Annotated in this window: 13 protein-coding genes; 7 read left to right on the forward strand and 6 right to left on the reverse strand. The window is 67.9% G+C overall.

Features of this window, described 5'->3' with window-relative positions; translation table 11 throughout:
* The first annotated feature begins 37 nt into the window (after positions 1-37).
* Complete coding sequence (locus tag TRAD_RS04485; protein ID WP_221401655.1) at positions 38-1,081, forward strand: M42 family metallopeptidase; 1,044 nt, start codon at positions 38-40, stop codon at positions 1,079-1,081.
* A gap of 26 nt (positions 1,082-1,107) precedes the next feature.
* On the opposite strand, the gene TRAD_RS04490 is transcribed toward TRAD_RS04485, so the two are convergent.
* The gene (locus tag TRAD_RS04490; RefSeq protein ID WP_013177402.1) at positions 1,108-2,097 is read right to left on the reverse strand and encodes a Kelch repeat-containing protein; all 990 of its coding nucleotides are present in this window, start codon (positions 2,095-2,097) and stop codon (positions 1,108-1,110) included.
* A 759-nt stretch (positions 2,098-2,856) separates the two neighbouring features.
* Here TRAD_RS04490 and TRAD_RS04495 point away from each other — a divergent pair.
* The 3 genes from TRAD_RS04495 (at position 2,857) to lpdA (ending at position 8,963) form a co-directional block, all read left to right on the forward strand.
* The gene (locus TRAD_RS04495; protein ID WP_013177403.1) at positions 2,857-5,631 is read left to right on the forward strand and encodes a 2-oxoglutarate dehydrogenase E1 component; all 2,775 of its coding nucleotides are present in this window, start codon (positions 2,857-2,859) and stop codon (positions 5,629-5,631) included.
* Between the two features lie 125 nt (positions 5,632-5,756).
* On the forward strand, positions 5,757-7,115 hold the full coding sequence (gene odhB / locus TRAD_RS04500; RefSeq protein ID WP_013177404.1) for a 2-oxoglutarate dehydrogenase complex dihydrolipoyllysine-residue succinyltransferase: 1,359 nt from the start codon (positions 5,757-5,759) through the stop codon (positions 7,113-7,115).
* A gap of 462 nt (positions 7,116-7,577) precedes the next feature.
* Positions 7,578-8,963 carry a dihydrolipoyl dehydrogenase gene (gene lpdA, locus TRAD_RS04505; protein ID WP_013177405.1) on the forward strand — a complete coding sequence of 462 codons (1,386 nt, stop codon included), beginning with the start codon at positions 7,578-7,580 and terminating at the stop codon, positions 8,961-8,963.
* A gap of 66 nt (positions 8,964-9,029) precedes the next feature.
* Here the strand turns inward: lpdA and TRAD_RS04510 are convergent, their stop codons facing one another.
* The 4 genes from TRAD_RS04510 to TRAD_RS16255 all read right to left on the reverse strand — a co-directional run bounded on the left by TRAD_RS04510 (position 9,030) and on the right by TRAD_RS16255 (position 11,730).
* Positions 9,030-9,869, reverse strand: a complete 840-nt coding sequence (locus TRAD_RS04510; protein ID WP_013177406.1) for a phosphatase PAP2 family protein — start codon at positions 9,867-9,869, stop codon at positions 9,030-9,032.
* A gap of 32 nt (positions 9,870-9,901) precedes the next feature.
* Complete coding sequence (locus tag TRAD_RS04515) at positions 9,902-10,645, reverse strand: sirohydrochlorin chelatase (RefSeq protein ID WP_013177407.1); 744 nt, start codon at positions 10,643-10,645, stop codon at positions 9,902-9,904.
* Entirely contained in the window at positions 10,642-11,466 is an 825-nt protein-coding gene (gene cobA / locus TRAD_RS04520; RefSeq protein WP_013177408.1) for a uroporphyrinogen-III C-methyltransferase, read from the reverse strand. Before cobA ends, TRAD_RS04515 begins: the two co-directional genes overlap by 4 nt.
* 123 nt (positions 11,467-11,589) lie before the next feature.
* Positions 11,590-11,730, reverse strand: coding sequence for a hypothetical protein (locus tag TRAD_RS16255; RefSeq protein WP_185095199.1), 141 nt, complete (start codon positions 11,728-11,730; stop codon positions 11,590-11,592).
* A 387-nt stretch (positions 11,731-12,117) separates the two neighbouring features.
* Between TRAD_RS16255 and TRAD_RS04525 the strand changes: the two genes are divergently transcribed.
* The 3 genes from TRAD_RS04525 (at position 12,118) to TRAD_RS04535 (ending at position 16,050) form a co-directional block, all read left to right on the forward strand.
* Positions 12,118-13,881, forward strand: a complete 1,764-nt coding sequence (locus TRAD_RS04525; protein ID WP_013177409.1) for an NADPH-dependent assimilatory sulfite reductase hemoprotein subunit — start codon at positions 12,118-12,120, stop codon at positions 13,879-13,881.
* Positions 13,878-14,552, forward strand: a complete 675-nt coding sequence (locus TRAD_RS04530; RefSeq protein ID WP_013177410.1) for a phosphoadenylyl-sulfate reductase — start codon at positions 13,878-13,880, stop codon at positions 14,550-14,552. Before TRAD_RS04525 ends, TRAD_RS04530 begins: the two co-directional genes overlap by 4 nt.
* A 355-nt stretch (positions 14,553-14,907) precedes the next feature.
* A complete protein-coding gene (locus TRAD_RS04535) occupies positions 14,908-16,050 on the forward strand; it encodes a PQQ-dependent sugar dehydrogenase (protein WP_013177411.1) in 1,143 nt (380 codons plus the stop codon).
* Between the two features lie 108 nt (positions 16,051-16,158).
* Here the strand turns inward: TRAD_RS04535 and TRAD_RS04540 are convergent, their stop codons facing one another.
* Complete coding sequence (locus TRAD_RS04540) at positions 16,159-17,598, reverse strand: UTP--glucose-1-phosphate uridylyltransferase (protein WP_013177412.1); 1,440 nt, start codon at positions 17,596-17,598, stop codon at positions 16,159-16,161.
* Positions 17,599-17,845 lie beyond the last annotated feature (247 nt).

Raw genomic sequence — 17,845 nt, forward strand, 5'->3', positions numbered from 1 at the left:
GGTGGCAAGGCACATGGTGGACAACATGGTGGACAGTATGGACAGTAGCGTGGCGCTCGACATGGAGCTTTTAAAGCAGCTCTCCGAGGTCGGCGGCGTGCCGGGGCGTGAGGAGCGGGTGCGCGCGCTTTTGCGGGGGGCCCTGGAGGGGCACGTAGACAGCCTCGAGGAGGACGCCTTGGGCAACCTCGTGGCGGTCAAAACGTCCAAAAAGAAAAAGGCCAAGCGGGTGATGCTGAGTGCGCACATGGACGAGATCGGCTTCTACGTGCGCTTTGTGGACGACGCGGGTTTTTTGCGCGTGCACAACGTCGGCGGTTTCGACACCCGCAACCTCTTCGCGCGGGCTGTGACGGTCCACGCGAAGGAGGGCGACCTCATCGGGGTGCTCAACCCGGCGGTGAAACCGGTGCACCTCTCCACCCCCGAGGAGCGCAAAAAGGTGCCGGAGCTCGCCGAGTTCGCCGTGGACCTAGGCCTCAGCGCGGAGGAGGTGCGCGCGCGTGTGCGCCTGGGCGATCCCGTGACGCTGCGGCAACCGTTCGTTGACCTCGGCGCGGTCGTCACCGGCAAGGCGCTCGACGACCGCGTCAACTGCTTTATCCTGGCGCAGCTGCTACGGCAGCTCGACAAACCCAGCCATCACGTTTGCGCCGTCTTTAGCGTGCAGGAGGAGGTGGGGTTGCGCGGCGCCACGACGAGCGCCTACGCGCTCGAGCCCGACATCGGGATCGCGCTCGACACCACGCTCGCCGTGGACACCCCCGGCGCGCCCCCCGAGGGGCGGGTGACGCAGCTGGGCGGCGGCGTGGCGCTCAAGGTCATGGACTCAGCCAGCATCAGCACCCGCTGGCTGTTAGACGCCTTCGCGGCGCTCGCGGAGGAGCGCGGCGTGCCCTATCAGCTCGAGGTCCTGCCCCTAGGCGGCACCGACGCGGGGGCGATCCAGCGCTCGCGCAAAGGCGTCGCCACGCTCACCCTGTCGATCCCCTCGCGCTACGTCCACACCGTGACGGAGATGGTCGCCAAGCGCGACGTCGAGGCGTCGCTCGCGCTGCTTAAGGCGTACCTGCAGGGGTAGCGCGCGGCGAGACGGGCCCCGAGCGGCTATCTAAAGCGCCCCATCCAGGTGGTCGCCTGCGGTCCGCCGCGCATCCCCGTGGTGACGTAGAGGTGGCCGCCGATAGCACCCGCGACCGGCGACGAGCGCCCTTCGGGGAGCGGAGTGAGGTGGCTCCAACGGTCGCGCGCGGGGTCGTAAGCGACGACGCTCGCGACCCGCCTGCGCCCCTGCGTGGTGCCCCCCACGACGATAAGGCGCCCTTTATGCGCGAAGCTCGAGGCGCCGATGTGCCCGACTGGATACGGCAGATCGGCGACGCGGCGCCAGCGGTCACGCGCGGGGTCGTACGCGTGGACGAGGCGCAGGTTGCGGTTCACCTCATCGCCGAGGCGCTGCCCACCGACGGCGTAGAGCTTGCCCCCCAGCGCCACCCCGGCGAGGTGGTTGCGCGCCCGCGGCAGGGGCGCGGCGCGGCGCCAGGTTGTGCTCCCCCCCTTGACGTCGAGCGTCCAGTGATCGGGGCTGTCGTAGCGGTAGCGGTGTCCCTCGCGCACGGCCCCCCCGAAAAAGTGGAGGGTGCCGCCGAGGGCGACGAGCGCCCCCCCGCCGCGCGCTTGGGGCAACGGGGGCCCCCGGCGCCAGCGGTCGCGTTTGGTGTCGTAGATCCACACGCGGTTGCTAGGTGGGCCCGGGTGATCGCCGAGAAAGCCCCCCGCCAGATAGATGTCGTCGCCGTAGGCGGCTTGTCCGGCGTGCGTCACCGCCTCCGGCAGCGGTCTGAGGGCGCGCCACCGTTTGGTGGGGGCGTGAAAGGCGTAGCTCTTGGTGGTCGCTTGGATCCGGGAGTTGTAAAACCCCCCGAAGACGTAGAGCGTGTCGCCCACCGCGAGCCCCTGCGATTCGTACAGGGCGGTCGGCGAGGCGGCGCGCCGCGCCCAACTGAGCCCCTCGGCGAGCGGCTCGAGCGTTAGCGGCTCCGAGCAGGCGCTAAGGAGCGCTAAGACGACGAGCGGGGCAAACAACCGGACAGTCATCGCACGTCCTTTCTCGAGCCGCGCACCTCGGCGCCTAGCGAGGCCGCCGAGCGTGCACCGTCGGGGGCCTTGACTTGGCTAGCGGGCGCTCGCCTTCGGTCATCCGGCTAACGGCTCACGTCAGCCCCAACCTAAAGGAAGTGCGGAGCGCGCACCCGTAAAAAGTTCACGCGAGCAAGGTCACGCGCAGACGCCGCGCGTCGCCCCTCGGCGCTGGGTTCGCTCGGCGGTAACAGGCCTCTGCCACCGAAAGAGGCCGACGTTACAGCGACGTGCAGCGAAGCCGTCTCAAACACCCTTGGCGAGCCGGGGGCGTAAAAGACGACGCGACCCATCCAGAAGGCCGTTTTCGAGGGGGGCAACGCTGATGGCGAATCCGGCGGCTGTCTAAGAGCGGTGGCGTGTGCGCGCCGGCCAGCTTTCGCCGTGACCTCCTCTGCCATCTTCTGCCACGTGCAAACCAGTACCTGCGATTGCGGCGCTGCGGGAGCGCCTCTAGGGGCGCGTCGCGGGCGTGTCGTGTAACCGAGCGCCGCGCACCCTTGAAGGCCCAGATATCTTGCTAAGATGCTCTTTACGACGCCCGTGCATAACGGGTTGGAGGCGACAGGGGGTGCTCGGCGCCGTTTGGGGTGGCGCGGGGCCCGCTTCGGGGGAAAGGTCCGCAAACGGAAAGGATGGCAGCGTACAACGTCCATGAGTACAGTTGAACGTGCAGTTGACGAAAAACCGGGCGAAAGCCAAAGTGAGGTTGCGCATTTGCTGCTCAACCCGTCGAGCCTCGCGTTTGTCGAGGCGCTCTACGAGAGCTTTTTGGAGGACCCCAGCTCAGTAAGCGACGCGTGGCGGCGCTACTTTGAACACAACGGCCGCAACGGCCTCGGTGGGGCGTACCGCAGACCCACCTTCGCGCCGCGGAGCCTTTTTAACCCCGCGCCGAGCGTCGCCGCCGCGCCCGCGCGGGGTGAGGCGAGCGACGCGGCGTTGCAGCAGCGTGTCGGACGGCTTGTGCGCAACTACCGCGTGCGCGGCCACATCATGGCGCAGCTCGACCCCTTGGGGATGCCCAAGGCCGAAAGGCCGCCCGAACTCGACCCGGCCTACTACGGGTTAGAGGGGGACCTAGAGCGCAAGGTCGCCCCCGACACCATCCCCGGCACCGGCGAGCTGAGCGTGCGCGAGGTGATCGAGCGGTTGCAAAACACCTACTGCCGCTCGATCGGCGCGCAGTTTATGCACATCGACGACCTCGCGGTGCGCAAGTGGTTGCAGCGCCGGATGGAGACGACCGAAAACCGTTTGGAGCTCTCCCGTGAGGAGCAGATCCGCATCCTTACCAAGCTCACCGACGCGGTCATCTTCGAGGAATTCATCCAGAAAAAGTACGTGGGCGTCAAGAGCTTTTCGCTCGAGGGGGGCGAGAGCCTGATTCCGCTGCTCGACCTCGCGATCGAAAAGGCGGGCGCTCAGGGGATCAAAGAGATCGTCTTCGGGATGGCGCACCGCGGCCGCCTCAACGTCTTGGCCAACATCATGGGCAAGAGCCCCAAGCAGATCTTTCGCGAGTTCGACGACCGCGACGCCGAGAGCTACCGTGGCCGCGGCGACGTGAAGTATCACCTGGGGTACTCGAGCGATTGGGAAACGGCCGAGAAGGGGAGCGTGCACCTCTCGCTCTGCTTTAACCCCTCGCACCTGGAGTTCGTCAACCCGGTCGCCATGGGTCGCTTGCGCGCCAAACAAGACCGCGTCGGCGACCGCGCGCGCGAGCAGGGGCTCACCATCTTGATCCACGGCGACGCCGCCTTTATCGGCGAGGGGGTGGTGCAAGAGAGCCTCAACTTGAGCGAGCTCCCCGGCTACCGCGTCGGCGGCACCCTGCACGTGATCGTCAACAACCAGATCGGTTTTACCACCGGTCCCAGCGACGCGCGCAGCAGCGTCTACGCTTCGGACGTCGCCAAGATGCTGCAGGTGCCTATCTTTCACGTCAACGGCGAGGACCCCGAGGCGGTCGCGCAGGTCGTCAACTTGGCGCTCGACTTCCGCCGCGAGTTCAAGCGGGACGTGGTCATCGACCTCTACTGCTACCGCAAGTACGGCCACAACGAGGGCGACGAACCCGCCTTTACCCAGCCGCTGCTCTACAGCGCCATCCGCAAACGCAAAGGGGTGCGCGAGGGGTACATGGAGCGCCTCCTAAAGCTCGGCAAGATCACCCAAGAGGACGCCGACAAGATCGCCGACGCGCGGCGCGACCTCCTCGAGCGGGAGCTCTCGGCCGCCCGCGCCGAGGACTTTAAACCCTCGTACCAAGCCTTCGAGGGGCTCTGGGCGAACTACCGGGGGGGGTGCGACGCCGAGGTGCCCGAGGTCGACACGGGGTTCCCCGAAGCGCGCCTCGGCGAGCTCTTGCGGGCGCAAAACAGGTTTCCCGAAGGCTTTACGCCCCACCCCAAGCTCAAACGGATGCTGGACGGACGCCTGCAGATGGCCTCCGGCGAGCGCCCCCTCGACTGGGCGGCCGGCGAGCTGCTCGCCTACGCCAGCCTCGTGACGAGCGGCACGCCCGTACGCCTGACGGGCCAGGACTCGCTGCGCGGCACCTTTAGCCACCGCCACGCGGCGCTCTTTGACGTCAAGACGGGGCAGCCCTACCTGCCGCTGCAGCACCTCGCGCCCGACCAAGCGCCTTTAGAGATCTACAACTCGCCCCTCTCGGAGGCGGGCGTGTTGGGTTTCGAGTACGGCTACTCGCTCGACTACCCCGACGGCCTCGTGATCTGGGAGGCGCAGTTCGGCGACTTCGCGAACGCCGCTCAGGTGATCATCGACCAGTTCATCGCCTCCGGCGAGGAGAAGTGGCGCCGCCTGTCGGGGCTCGTGATGCTCTTGCCGCACGGTTTCGAGGGTCAGGGGCCGGAGCACTCCTCGGCGCGTCTGGAGCGCTTTTTGCAGCTCTGCGCCTCGGACAACATGCAGGTCGTCTACCCGACGACGCCCGCGCAGATCTTTCACCTGCTGCGGCGCCAGGTCCTGCGCCCGTGGCGCAAACCGCTGGTGGTGATGTCGCCCAAGAGCCTCCTGCGTCACCCCAAAGCGGTGTCACCCCTTAGCGACCTCGCCGAAGGCGCTTTTCAGCGCGTTATCGGCGACCCCGAGGTGGACCCCGCCGAGGTGAGGCGCGTTTTGCTCTGCTCGGGCAAGGTGTTTTACGACTTAGCGGCGCAGCGCGAAGCGGCGGGGCGTCAAGACGTCGCGATCATCCGGCTCGAGCAGCTCTACCCGCTCTCCGAGGAGGTGCTCGAGCGGGCGCTCGCCCCCTTCGACAGAGCGGCGAGCGTGCGGTGGGTGCAAGAGGAGCCCGCCAACATGGGCGCTTGGAGCTACCTGCGCGTCAGGTTTGGCGACACGCTCTTGGGGCGCCCGTTCTCCGGTCTCTCTCGGCCCGCCGCCGCGAGCCCCGCGACGGGTTCGGGGGGCGCGCACAAGCTCGAGCAGCAGGAACTTCTAAACGCCGCGTTCGCCGACTAGCACGCCCGCTTACCCTTAGGCCGCCCTACCAGCTGCCCTGTCACGAGTGCCCCTCCGTAACGGCTGACGGGGGCGGTGGCGGCGGCTGACTGGTTTAAGCTACGACATGTGTTCAAAGGAGAGAGATGGCGATTGAACTGAAAGTCCCCGAGGTCGGCGAATCGATCACCGAGGTCTTTATCGGTACCTGGCTTAAAGAGGAGGGGGAGACGGTAGAGAAGGACGAGGCGTTGGTCGAGGTCGAGACCGACAAAGCGACCCTCGAGGTCCCCGCGCCGAGCGCCGGCACCTTGAGCAAGGTCCTTAAAAAGCAGGGCGAGAGCGCGACGGTCGGTGAGGTGATCGCGCATATCAGCGCCGCTGGGGAGGCTGAGGCGCCCGCCCCGACCCCCGCCGAGGCCGAGGCGGCGCCGGACGACGAGGCCGCCCCCGCCGCCGACGCCGCCCCGAGGGCGACGGACGCCAAAGAGGCCCCCGAGATGGCCTTCGATCCCAAACCGAGCGAGGCGATCGACGCGCAGGCGGGCGCGCAAGCCGCAGGTGACCGCGCGGCCGAGCCGCTGGGCGGCCACGTGATGCCCGCCGCGCAGCGCCTTCTCGACGAGCACGGCGTCAAGGCCCGCGACGTGCGCGCCACGGGTCCCGGCGGGCGGCTCCTCAAAGAGGACGTGCAGCGCTACCTCGAGGCGCGCCAAGCTGCGCCGCTCACCCAAGCGCCGACCAAAGAGGCGCCCGCCAGGGAGGCGCCGCCCAAGCGCGAGGCGCCCGCGCCGGAGGGCGACCGCCAAGAGGAAGCCGTACCGATGAGCCCCCTTCGCCGCCGCATCGCCGAGCGCCTCGTCGAGGCGCAGCGGACGGCGGCGCTCCTAACCACCTTTAACGAGGTCGACATGAGCGCGGTGATGGCTCTGCGCAGCGAGTTCAAGGAGGCGTTTCAGGAGCGCTACGAGGGGACGCGCCTAGGCTTTATGTCGTTTTTCGTCAAGGCGACCATCGACGCGCTTAAGCTTATCCCCGAGCTCAACGCCGAAATCCGCGGGACCGACATCGTCTACAAGAACTACTTCGATATCGGCGTGGCGGTGAGCTCCAAAAAGGGCCTTATCGTCCCCGTGATTCGCAACGCCGAGCGCCTCAGCTTCGCCGAGATCGAGCGCACCATCGCCGACTTCGCCAAGCGTTCGCAGAGCAACAAGATCGCCCCCGAGGAGCTGCAGGGCGGCACCTTTACGATTACCAACGGCGGGGTGTTCGGCTCCTTGATGTCGACCCCCATCGTCAACCCGCCGCAGTCGGGGGTGTTGGGAATGCACGGCATCTTCGAGCGGCCCATAGCCCTCAAAGGCGAGGTGGTGATCCGCCCGATGATGTACATCGCGCTGACCTACGACCACCGCATCGTCGACGGGCGCGAAGCGGTGACCTTCCTTAAACGCATCAAAGAGGCCATCGAGAACCCCGCGCGGATGCTTCTAGAGGTCTAGACTGCTAGACCACGGCCCGAAACGGGCCGCTCGAGCGGCGCTCATCTGCAAAGATGGGCGCCGTTGTCGTGGGTTAAGGGCGCCGAGTGTAGGCGTGCTAGGGGCGACGAGCGATGTCGGGGTGACGTCGCCCGTAAAGAGGCTTAAGGGTGCCGCCGTCACCCGTTTCAAGGCGTGCACGGGCTTTTGGGCATGAGGCCGCCGCGACACACGTTCTCAAGGTGGACGCTCCTATGGTGTTGGCGCCTATAGTGTTGGCGTCCGAGCGCCACCAGGGATAGCGAGACCCTAGAACCTGTCGACGCGTACCGCCCCGATCCGCCGACGCCGCTAACGTCGCCTGTTAGGCGCTTGGCGACGGGTCCTGGTGGCGCTGAGAGCGTCTGTACACCGCGCGGCGTGGCGCGCCGGCGCCGCGCGTAGCCGCCGCGGGCAGGTAAGATGACCCGAGTGGAGGTACGTGTGGCTCAACATGATCTGATCGTCATCGGCGCGGGGCCTGGGGGTTACGTGGCGGCGATCCGCGCCGCGCAGCTCGGCTTCGACGTCGCCTGCGTCGAGAAAGAGGCCGACCTCGGCGGCACCTGCTTGCGGGTCGGCTGCATCCCGAGCAAGGCGCTTTTGGAGTCCTCCGAGAAGTTTCTCGAGACCCAGGGGGCGCTTAAAGAGCACGGCATCGAGGTCGCCGAGGCGTCACTAAACCTAGCGGCCATGCACGCGCGCAAGGACAAGGTCGTGAAGTCGTTGACGAGCGGCATTGCGGGGCTTTTCAAAAAGAACAAGGTGACGCGCTACGAGGGCGCCGCGCGCTTCGAGGGGCCGAACAAGCTTGTCGTAGCGGGGAAAAATGGGGAAGAGACGCTCGGAGCCGAGCGCATCATCATCGCGACGGGCTCTAAAAGCGTCGTGCTGCCCGGCATCGAGCTCGACGGCGAGCGCGTGGGGACCTCGACGGACGCACTGGCCTACCCCGAGGTGCCAGAGCACCTGGTCGTCATCGGGGCGGGGTATATCGGGCTCGAGCTCGGCTCCGTCTGGAAGCGCTTGGGCGCCAAGGTCACGGTGGTCGAGTACTTAGACCGTATCCTGCCGGGGATGGACGGCGAGATCGCCAAGGAGGCGCTCAAGGTCTTTAAAAAGCAGGGGCTCGAGTTCCGACTCGGCGCGCGCGTGACCTCCGCTAGGGCTCAGGGGGAAGGCGCGGTGGTCGAGATCGACGGCCAAGAGCCCCTGCACGCTGAGCGCGTGCTCGTCGCGGTCGGGCGCCAACCCAACACCGACGGGCTCAACGTGGAGGCGATCGGTTTGGAGCTCGACGCGCGCGGGTTTATCCCCGTCGACGCGCACTACCGCACCAAGATCCCCGGCATCTACGCGATCGGCGACGTGATCGGCGGCGCCATGCTCGCGCACAAGGCCGAGGAGGAGGGGGTCGCCTGCGTCGAGGGGATCGCCACGGGGGTGGGCCACGTCAACTACGGCGCTATCCCCGGCGTCGCCTACACGGAGCCCGAGATCGCCTCGGTGGGCAAGACCGAGGAGCAGCTCAAGGAAGAAGGGATCAAGTACAAAAAGGGCGTCTTCCCCTTTTTGGCCAACGGCCGCGCGCGGGCTCTGGGCCACACCGAGGGCAAGGTCAAGATCCTGGCCGACGCCGAGACCGACCGCGTGTTGGGCGTGCACATCATCGGCTCGCGCGCGGGCGACCTCATCGCCGAAGCGGTGGCCGCCCTCGAGTTCGGCGCCTCCGCCGAGGACTTAGCCCGCACCAGCCACGCCCACCCGACCTTGGCCGAGGCCCTCAAAGAGGCGGCCCTGGCGGTTGACGGGCGGGCGCTGCACATCTAAGCTGCACATCTAGAGCGTGTGGCAAGTGGCTCGTGGCGTGTGGCTTGTGGTGACGACGCTTTAGCGTCAGGGACTTTTAAACACGTCGACGCGCGCGGAGGGGGCCCGGTGGGGCGCCTCTTCGCCGCGTGTGAGCGCGTAGTGCGCCGCCAACACCGCGCCGACGACCTCGTCGTCGCTGAGACCGCGCGCCGCGGCGTCTTGCCGGTACGCCGCCACGACCTCGTGCGGCAGCGTGAGCCGCACGCTCCGCCTCGAGCGGTCGCGGCTGGCGTAGCGGTAGAGGGCGTTGACGCCCAAGACCCAGGCGCACCCCAGCGCGAGCCCGGCGAGGACGTCCGAAGGGTAGTGCACCTGCAGGTAGAGCCGCGAGGCCGACACCGAGAGCGCGAAGGCGAGCCCCAAAACGGCCGCGAGCGCGCGCCAGCGCGGGGCGAGCCGAGACACCACCAGGTAGAGCGTGAGCGCGAGCGCCGCGCTGCCGGTCGCGTGCCCGCTCGGAAACGACGATGAGCCGGTCTGCCAGAGGTCCACGTCGGGGAAGAGCTCGGGGCGCGGGCGCGCCAGGAGCACCTTGGTGAGCCCCATGATCGCCGACGCGCCGACCATGCTGGCGGCGAAGAAGACGGCCTCCCGGCGGCTCCGGAACCAGAGGAGGAGGGTGATGAGGGCGGTGAGGCCGACCATGACCTCGACCCCGCCGACGGTGCTCAGCGCGAGCGCGACGCGGGTCCGCAGCGGGGTGATGAGCCCGTAAAACCACCCGAGCACCGGCTCGTCGAAGAAAAAGCCCTCCTGCTCGTAGACCTCGTCGGTGAGTTCGGCAAAGGCCCACACGCTGCCCAAAAGCACCGCCCAGTAGAGCAGCAGGCGCCAGGAGAGGCGCGGCCAAAGGGTGCGATCCATAGACGCTACGCTACCGCGTCGCCGCTCTTTGGTTACGCGGCGCGCTCTGGGGCCGGCTGTGACGCCCTCAGCCGGTCGCGCACGACCGCTAGGAGCAGCGGGTCGTAGGCCAGGTACTCGGCTAAGGTAAAGCGCACCTGCGGGTGCTCGCGCTGCGCTCGTTGCACCGCTTCCGGTAGGTCGGCCGCGACGTGCTCGCCGAGCTGCAAAAAGTAGGGGACGGCGACGACGCGGCGAGCGCCCGCCCGAGCGAGGCTCGAGGCCGCTTCGGCAATCGTGGGCGCGTTACACTCCATAAACCCAAGCTGAACGTGCGCGTAGTGCGCGCGCAGCGCCGCGGCTACCCGGAGGATGGGGCCGTTCGCCGCTTCAAAGGGGGTGCCGTGGGCCATCAGCAGGAGCGCGTCGGCCTCGGGGTCGGCCCCCTGCGCGCGCTTATGGCTCAAGGTGACCAAGGCGGGGTGGTCATCGAACGCTTCGGCTAGGTGAAAGCGCACCGCCGGAAACGCCGCCTGGGCCTCCGCGAGAAGCTTGGGTACGCCGGTCTTGACGTAGTAGCCCGAGATCAAAAAGTAGGGTTGGACAAAGATCTCTGTAGCGCCCTTGCGGACGCACCGTGAAGCGGCGTCTGAGAACGTAGGGCGACTGAAGTTGAGGAATCCGGCGGTCGCGACCGGAAAGTCCCCCGCCTGGCGCAAGAGCGCCGCGAGGCGGATCATCGCGGCCCCCGACGCCTTGCGGAGGCTGCCGTGACCGACGAGGATGGCGGCTTTCACGGGGTGAGCGGCCCGGCGGCTCGCCCGGCTCCCACGGCCTCCGCCACCTCGGGGTGAAAGGGCAGGTCGAACCAGCGCAGCTCATCGCGCAGCTGCACGACCTCGCCGACGATCACCGTGGCGGGGGCGGTTAGGCCAGCGCGGCGCACCTCGGCGGCGATGGTCGCGAGCGTCCCCGTCACGGTGCGCTGCTCTGCGGTGGTGCCCCAACGCACGGCGGCTGCGGGCGTGTGGGGGGCGCGGCCGCCCGCGAGGAGCGCCGCGGTGATCGCCTCGAGGCGCCCCATACCCATCAGCACGACGAGGGTGTCGACCCGTGCGAGCGCCCCCCAGTCGTGCGACGACCCTCCCTTGAGGGGGTCCTCGTGGCCCGCCACGATGGCGACCGACGCCGAGAGGCGCCGGTGGGTGACCGGGATGCCCGCGTAGGCGGGGGCCGCGACCGCCGAGGAGACGCCGGGGACGACCTCGAAGGGGACGCCCGCACGGACGAGCTCCAGAGCCTCCTCGCCCCCCCGCCCGAAGACGAAGGGATCGCCGCCCTTAAGCCGCACGACCTGTTTGCCCGCTCTGGCCTTGGCGATGAGAAGGGCGTTGATGGCCTCCTGGGGGACGGAGGGGTGCAGGGGGTTGTCGCCGTGCTTGCCGACGAACACGAGCTCGGCGTCTAGGCGGCACTCTTTAAGCAGCACGGGGTTGGCGAGGCGGTCGTAGGCCACGACATCGGCCCGCTGCAACCGGCGCAGCCCCTTGACGGTCAAGAGCTCGGGGTCGCCGGGGCCGGCGCCGACGAGGGAGACGAAGCCTGGAGGGTTGGGCATGGGGACTCCTGGAGGGGGCCGCGCGGGGGCGCGGGCTCGCGATGCTTCGGTTATACGTTTAGTTGACAAAACTCGTCAAGTACTCGGCTGACATGAAGGCGGGCGAAGGCAGGAGGTTGCTGCCTAGGGGCGCTCTAAGCGGTAGTGTTCGGCCAACGCGACGATCATCGCGCCCATCCGTTCGTGCGCACTCTGGACGACGCGCGTCACCTTCGCTGCGCGGAGCGCCGCGCCGGTCATGTTTCCGACCGAGGCGGCCAGCACGTCCCCTGCGAAAGCGCCCCTCAGGGCGTCCGCTTTAAAAGCTGAAGGCGCGGCTCTTTGGGTAGCGTTTCGTGCGACGTTTCGCGGCGGCGCGGCCGTCGTGGACTGCGCGCCGTTTCGGTTCGGTCACCCTACGTGGCGCGGCCACGCCCCAATGTCCCACAGACTACTTGATAGAACTTGTCAACTACTATAGAGTAGGGGCGTGAACGCGACGCCACGCCCCCCCACGGCTTGTGTAACGCGACCCCGTTGGCGCGGCGCGCGATGTCGGTGAGGCGACGCTGAAGCCGTCCCTCTGGCCCTATGGGCCGCTCCAACGCCCAACGAAACCCTGAGGTGCTGCGGACACCCGTCCGCAGGCTGCCCGTTAATAGGAGGCGCGCCGTGGCCGCACCCGAAACCCCCGCTCCCAACCGCCCCGCCAGAGCCAAAAAACGCAGCGTCGAGGAGATCAAGTCGGACTCGCATTACCTCTCGCAAGGGATAGCCGAGGAGATGTTCGACGCCTCTTCTGACCACGTGAGCGACGGGGTCTACCAGCTCCTCAAGTTCTCCGGCATGTACCAGCAAGACGACCGCGACCAGCGCAAAGCGCGCCGTCAGGCGGGGCTCGACAAGGCGTACTCGTTCATGCTCCGCTCGCGCGCGCCGGGCGGTCGGCTGACGGCGGCGCAGTACCTCGTCCACGACCGCTTGGCGGATGAGGTCGGCAACGGCACCCTGCGCCTCACCACGCGCCAAGGGATTCAACTGCACGGCATTTTGAAGGGCGACGTCAAGGAGACGATCCGGGCGCTGCACCGCGAGATGGTCAACACGCTCGCCGCCTGCGGCGACGTCAACCGCAACGTGATGGCCTGCCCCGCACCCGAGCGCTCGCGCCAACACGCGCTCTTAGAGGAGGTCGCTCGGGAGATCGACGCGCACCTCCTGCCCCGGAGCGAGGCGTACTACCAGCTCTGGCTGGACGGCGAGCGCCAACCCCTGCCCGCAGAAGCGACGCCGAGCGCGGCCTTCGTCGCACCCACCGACGCCGTTGAACCCATCTACGGCCGCACCTACTTGCCGCGCAAGTTCAAGATCGGGATCGCTTTCCCGCACGACAACTGCGTGGACGTCTTTACCCAGGACATCGGTATCGTGCCGGTGATGGACGGCGAGGCCTTGCGGGGCTTTAACCTCCTCATCGGGGGCGGCATGGGGATGAGCCACACGGACGCCGACACGCACCCGGTGTTAGGCAAAGAGCTCGGCTTCGTCACGCGCGAGCAGCTTTTGCGCACGGTCGAGGGGATCGTCACGGTGCAGCGCGACTTCGGCAACCGCGAGGAGCGCAAGTTCGCCCGCATGAAGTACCTCGTCGAGGCGCGCGGCGTCGCCTGGTTCCGGGGCGAGTTGGAGCGCCGCCTCGGCTTTGCGTTGGGGGACTGGGTCCCCGTGGGGCCGTTTGCCGTGGACGACCACCTGGGGTGGCGCGAGCAGGGGGACGGGCGCTTCTACCTGGGTATCCCCATCGAGAACGGGCGCATCAAGGACGCCGGGCCCATGCGCCTGCGCACCGCGCTGCGCGAGCTTTTGACGCGCTACCCCAACGAGGTGCGCATCACGCCGCAGCACAACCTGCTCGTGACGAACCTGAGCGCGCAGGACAGGGAGCCCATCGAGGCGCTGCTACGCGAGCACGGGGTGCGGACGGTTGGTGAGATCACCCAGGCGCGACGCTACGCCATGGCCTGCCCCGCGCTGCCGACCTGCGGGTTGGCGGTCGCCGAGTCCGAGAGGATGCTGCCGGGGGTTATCGGCGCGCTCGAGCGCGAGCTCGAGGCGCTCGGCCTAGGGGGTGAGGAGATCGCCATCCGCATGACCGGCTGCCCGAACGGCTGCGCGCGCCCCTACACCGCCGAGTTGGCGTTTGTCGGCAGGTCGCTCGACAAGTACAACATCTACGTGGGCGGCGCTTTTGAGGGTACGCGCCTGGTGAGCGAGTACGCGCAGATGGTCGCGGGCGGCGACCTCGCGGCGACCGTGGCGCCCTTGCTGCGCTTGTGGCGCGATCAGCGAGATCCCGGGGAGCGCTTCGGCGACTTTTGCCACCGCGTCGGCGTAGAGCGGCTGCGCGAGGCCGCGCAGGGCGTGGTGGCGGCGTGAGCGGACCGGCGCTAGGGGTGCTCGAGGGGCGCGACCTGGAGACCAAGACCCTGGAGACGATCCGCTGGGCGCTCGCGACCTACCCCGACCTCTTGATGACGAGCGGCTTCAACTTAAACGGTACGGTCTTGATCGACCTCGCCGTGCGCGCGGGCTTTCGGGGCGAGCTGGTCTTTGTCGACACGCTGTCGCACTTTCCTGAAACGCTTTCGACGCGTGACGAGATCGCCGCGCGCTACCCCGAGGTCACGCTGACGACCCTGAGGCCCGAAGCGCGAGGGGGGGAGCTGCCCGCGTGCGGTGCGGCCGAGTGCTGCACCGTCCGCAAGGTGTTGCCGCTGCGGCGCTTTTTAGAAGCGAGGCGGCCGAGCGCGCTCTTAAGCGCCCGCAGCCGCTTTCAGAGCGAGACGCGCGCGCTTCTCAACACCGTCGAAGACGCGGGTGACTACGTCAAGGTCAACCCCTTGGTGGACTGGTCGCAGGAGGACCTCGAGCGCTACGCGCGCGAGCACGAGCTGCCCGTTAACCCGCTCTACTGGCAGGGCTTTTTGAGCATCGGCTGCGCCCCGACGACGCGCGCGGTGCGCGCGGGCGAGGGCGTGCGCGCGGGCCGCTGGGCGGGGCAGGAGAAGACCGAGTGCGGGCTCTGGTGGGGGGATAAGGCGCTCTAAACGGTGCTCATAACATTAGGTTAGACAGTAGAAGCCCTTCGGTGGAAAAGCCCACCGGGGGCTTTTTCAAGGAACGGTGCAGGCGCTTTGGGGCACGATGGGCCGTTCGCTAAGGCACCAGTTGGGTGGTGCGTCCCCGAGCGGCGCCAAGACACCGCCGACGGTGGGCTCTTGAGCTGACCCTTCAAGACCCCGACCGTGGGGAGGTCTACGGTCGAACCACGGGGGAGCCGATAGGGTGAGACAGTTAACGCCAGAGGCTGACGCCAACAAGGGCTGGCGCGTCGCGCGGGGTGATCAGCGAGTGCGAAGACGAAGGTGACGCGGCGCGCGGCCAACTACCAAAGGAGCTACTATGCAACCATCCATAAGACCGCGACGCGCAGTCCTCACCGTACCCGCGGCGCTCGCCGCCCTCTTCGGTGCGGCGCACGCGCAGGACATCGAGCAGCACCTTACCGAAGCGGGCCCCATCGCGATCGAGAGCCTTGCCGAGTTTTCGCACCCCTGGGGGATCGCCTTCTTGCCCGACGGCCGCATGCTCGTCACCGAGCGCGACGAGGCGATCTTGCACATCGTGACCATGGACGGTGAGAAGACGCACGTCGAGGGCGTGCCGCCGGTGTTTACGGGGGGGCAGGGCGGCCTGCTCGACGTCGCGCTCGACCCGAACTTCGAGGAGAGCGGCTACGTGTACCTCTCCTACGCCGAGCAGGGGGGCGAAGGCGCCTCGACGGCGCTCGGCCGCGGCGTGTTGGAGGGGAACGAGCTCCGCGACTTCGAGGTGATCTTCCGGCAGGAGCCCAAGACCGAAGGCGACATGCACTTCGGTAGCCGCATCGTCTTCGCGCCCGACGGGACGCTCTACCTCACGCTCGCCGACCGCTTTCTGTTCGACCCGGCGCAAGACCTCTCCAACCACCTCGGGACGATCGTCCGCATCAACCCCGACGGCAGCGTTCCGGAGGACAACCCCTTCGTGGGCCAGGAGGACGCTCTAGACGAGATCTTCTCCTACGGGCACCGCAACATCCAGGCGGCGGCGCTGCACCCCGAGACGGACGTCTTGTGGGTCGCCGAGATGGGGCCCTTGGGCGGCGACGAACTCAACGTCATCGCCGCGGGTGAGAACTACGGCTGGCCCGAGGTGAGCTGGGGGATCCACTACGACGGTCGCGACATCCCGGACCCCGACACGCGCCCCGAGTTTACCCCGCCGGTGACCTACTGGACGCCCGCCATCGCACCCTCGGGGATGATCTTCTATACCGGCGACGCCTTCCCCGCGTGGCAGGGGAGCGCCTTTATCGGTGGGCTCGTCTCCGAAGGTTTGGTGCGCGTCGAGCTCGATGGCGAGAGCGTCGTGCACGAGGAGCGCATCCCCTTGGGCGCCCGCGTCCGCGACGTCGAGCAGGGGCCCGACGGGTTTCTCTACGTCATCACGGACGAAGAGGACGGCGACCTCTTGCGGCTGATGCCGATGGAAGAAGACGAGTAGCGAGTAGTCCAGACCTATACACCGCACCGTTAAATAGGGGCGAGGCCGATGAACGGGCCTCGCCCCTATTTGGATGCGGGGCCTTGTCGGCCACGCGAGGTGGTAGCGCTACAGCAGCAGCGTCTGGCCCCGCGCGACCTCTTGGGGCAGGTCGCGCTGCGCGAGCTCCTCGGCTGAAAGGGCGGTGAGGGGGGAGATCTCGATCACCGCATCGACCGCGCCCGTTTCGGTGCGGGGCACCCGCACCCCCTGGCGCTCGAGCCACCTCGCCGCGCGCTCGATCTGCAGCTTCTGGCTCGTCTCGGGGGAGTCGGGCCCCTCGGCGTTTTTGATGGGGGCGAACTCCTCGACCCGGTCGGTCTCCAAGATGATGCTGTGACGCGCGAGCGGCAAGGCGTCGAAGATAAAGCGCTCGAGCTTGACCGCGTTGGGCGCCTCCGGGTAGACGTACTCCCCCGTGTAGGGGTCGATGTGCGGTACCGCCTTCTCGGCGCGGTGAAAGGGGAGCTCGAGCCGGTCGCCCTTGCCTTCGGTAAGGCGCCGCACGAAGTCGACGGCGATCACGTGGATGGCGATCGAACCGGCGCCAAACTTGAGGTGGCCCGCTTCGTCGCGCGCGTGGGCGAGCGCGTCGGGCATGTCCGAGTACTCGATGACGCAGAGTTTGCCCCCCGCTTTGCAGAAGTTGCCGACCCGCTCCTTGGGGCTCGCTTTGCGCAGCATCTTTGAGGAGATCTCCGAGCCCTCGAGGTCGTGCAGGCCGATAAACAGGGGGTCGATACAGCGCACGTTGGGGTTGTCGACCTGAAAGTACGAGATGTGCCGAACCCCGCGCGCGACCATCTCGGCGAGCGCGCCGCTCGCCTCGAGGGCGCTCAGGGCGCCGCCGTGACCGTTGGGGTTAAGCGCCAACTCGCCCTTGTCGGCCAGCAGGAGCTTGCCGTCAAAGCCGATGCTCGGCATCATCCCCTGCGAGAAGAGCTTGACGTTCTCCCGCCCCAGGCCGAAGTAGTCGTGCGCTTCGAAAAAGTCCTGCGTCACGGCGTGGTTGGTGGTGCTCGTCATCACGTACCAGGGGAGCACCTGGCCAAAGAGGTCGGCGGTGCGCAGCAGCTGCTCGGCGAAAAGCTGAAAGAGCGGTTTGCGGGAGACCGGGGTAGCCGGAAAGGTCCCTTTGGGGTCGTCCCAGCCGAGGCGCGTCCCCTGCCCCCCGGCGACGGTAAAAGCGGCTACCGCCCCCTCACGAATGAGCTGCGCCCCGCGCTCGCGCGCGCGGGCGTAGCGCGCCACGAGTTCGCCTTTGGGCGTAACGGGGTAGTACGGCGCCGGTTCAATCGGCTCGGGGGCGCTCAGGTTGGGTTTGTTGCGGACGTAGGCCTCGATGAGTTCATCCAGGTACGCCCAGTCGAGCTGCTGCAGCTGCGCCACGAGGCGCTCGCGCTGCGGCGCGGACAGTTGGTCGTAAAAGCGCAGAAGGTGGGCCTGCCCGTGCGCTTCCAACGTCTGTAGTAGCTGCGCGTGCCCGACGATCGGAACGGTTTCACTCATACTCTTCCTCGGTTTCTGCGGGTTGCGACGCCCCTGGGTGCGCCCCGCGTGGCCCTCGTTACGCCTCATGGGCGCGCTCATCGGTGCGCGTCCGGCGAGGTGGCTGCGCGCGCTTTGAGGCTGCGGTGACGCCCATCGCCGCGAGCTGCACACCGCCCGTGAAGGCCGCGCAGCCTTAGTCGGGGTAGTTTAACGCATCGCACCGCCCTAACGATGTGCGTTTAGCGGCCCCTGGGGTACACGGACG

It is taken from the genome of Truepera radiovictrix DSM 17093, from assembly GCF_000092425.1.
Taxonomy (GTDB): Bacteria; Deinococcota; Deinococci; order Deinococcales; family Trueperaceae; genus Truepera; species Truepera radiovictrix.

Coding starts and splice junctions, on each gene's coding strand:
- cobA (WP_013177408.1), bottom strand. CDS start 11,466: ATGCCCAACCCTCCAGGCTTCGTCTCCCTCGTCGGCGCCGGCCCCGGC.
- TRAD_RS04490 (WP_013177402.1), bottom strand. CDS start 2,097: ATGACTGTCCGGTTGTTTGCCCCGCTCGTCGTCTTAGCGCTCCTTAGC.
- TRAD_RS04485 (WP_221401655.1), top strand. CDS start 38: ATGGACAGTAGCGTGGCGCTCGACATGGAGCTTTTAAAGCAGCTCTCC.
- TRAD_RS04540 (WP_013177412.1), bottom strand. CDS start 17,598: ATGAGTGAAACCGTTCCGATCGTCGGGCACGCGCAGCTACTACAGACG.
- odhB (WP_013177404.1), top strand. CDS start 5,757: ATGGCGATTGAACTGAAAGTCCCCGAGGTCGGCGAATCGATCACCGAG.
- TRAD_RS04510 (WP_013177406.1), bottom strand. CDS start 9,869: ATGGATCGCACCCTTTGGCCGCGCCTCTCCTGGCGCCTGCTGCTCTAC.
- TRAD_RS04535 (WP_013177411.1), top strand. CDS start 14,908: ATGCAACCATCCATAAGACCGCGACGCGCAGTCCTCACCGTACCCGCG.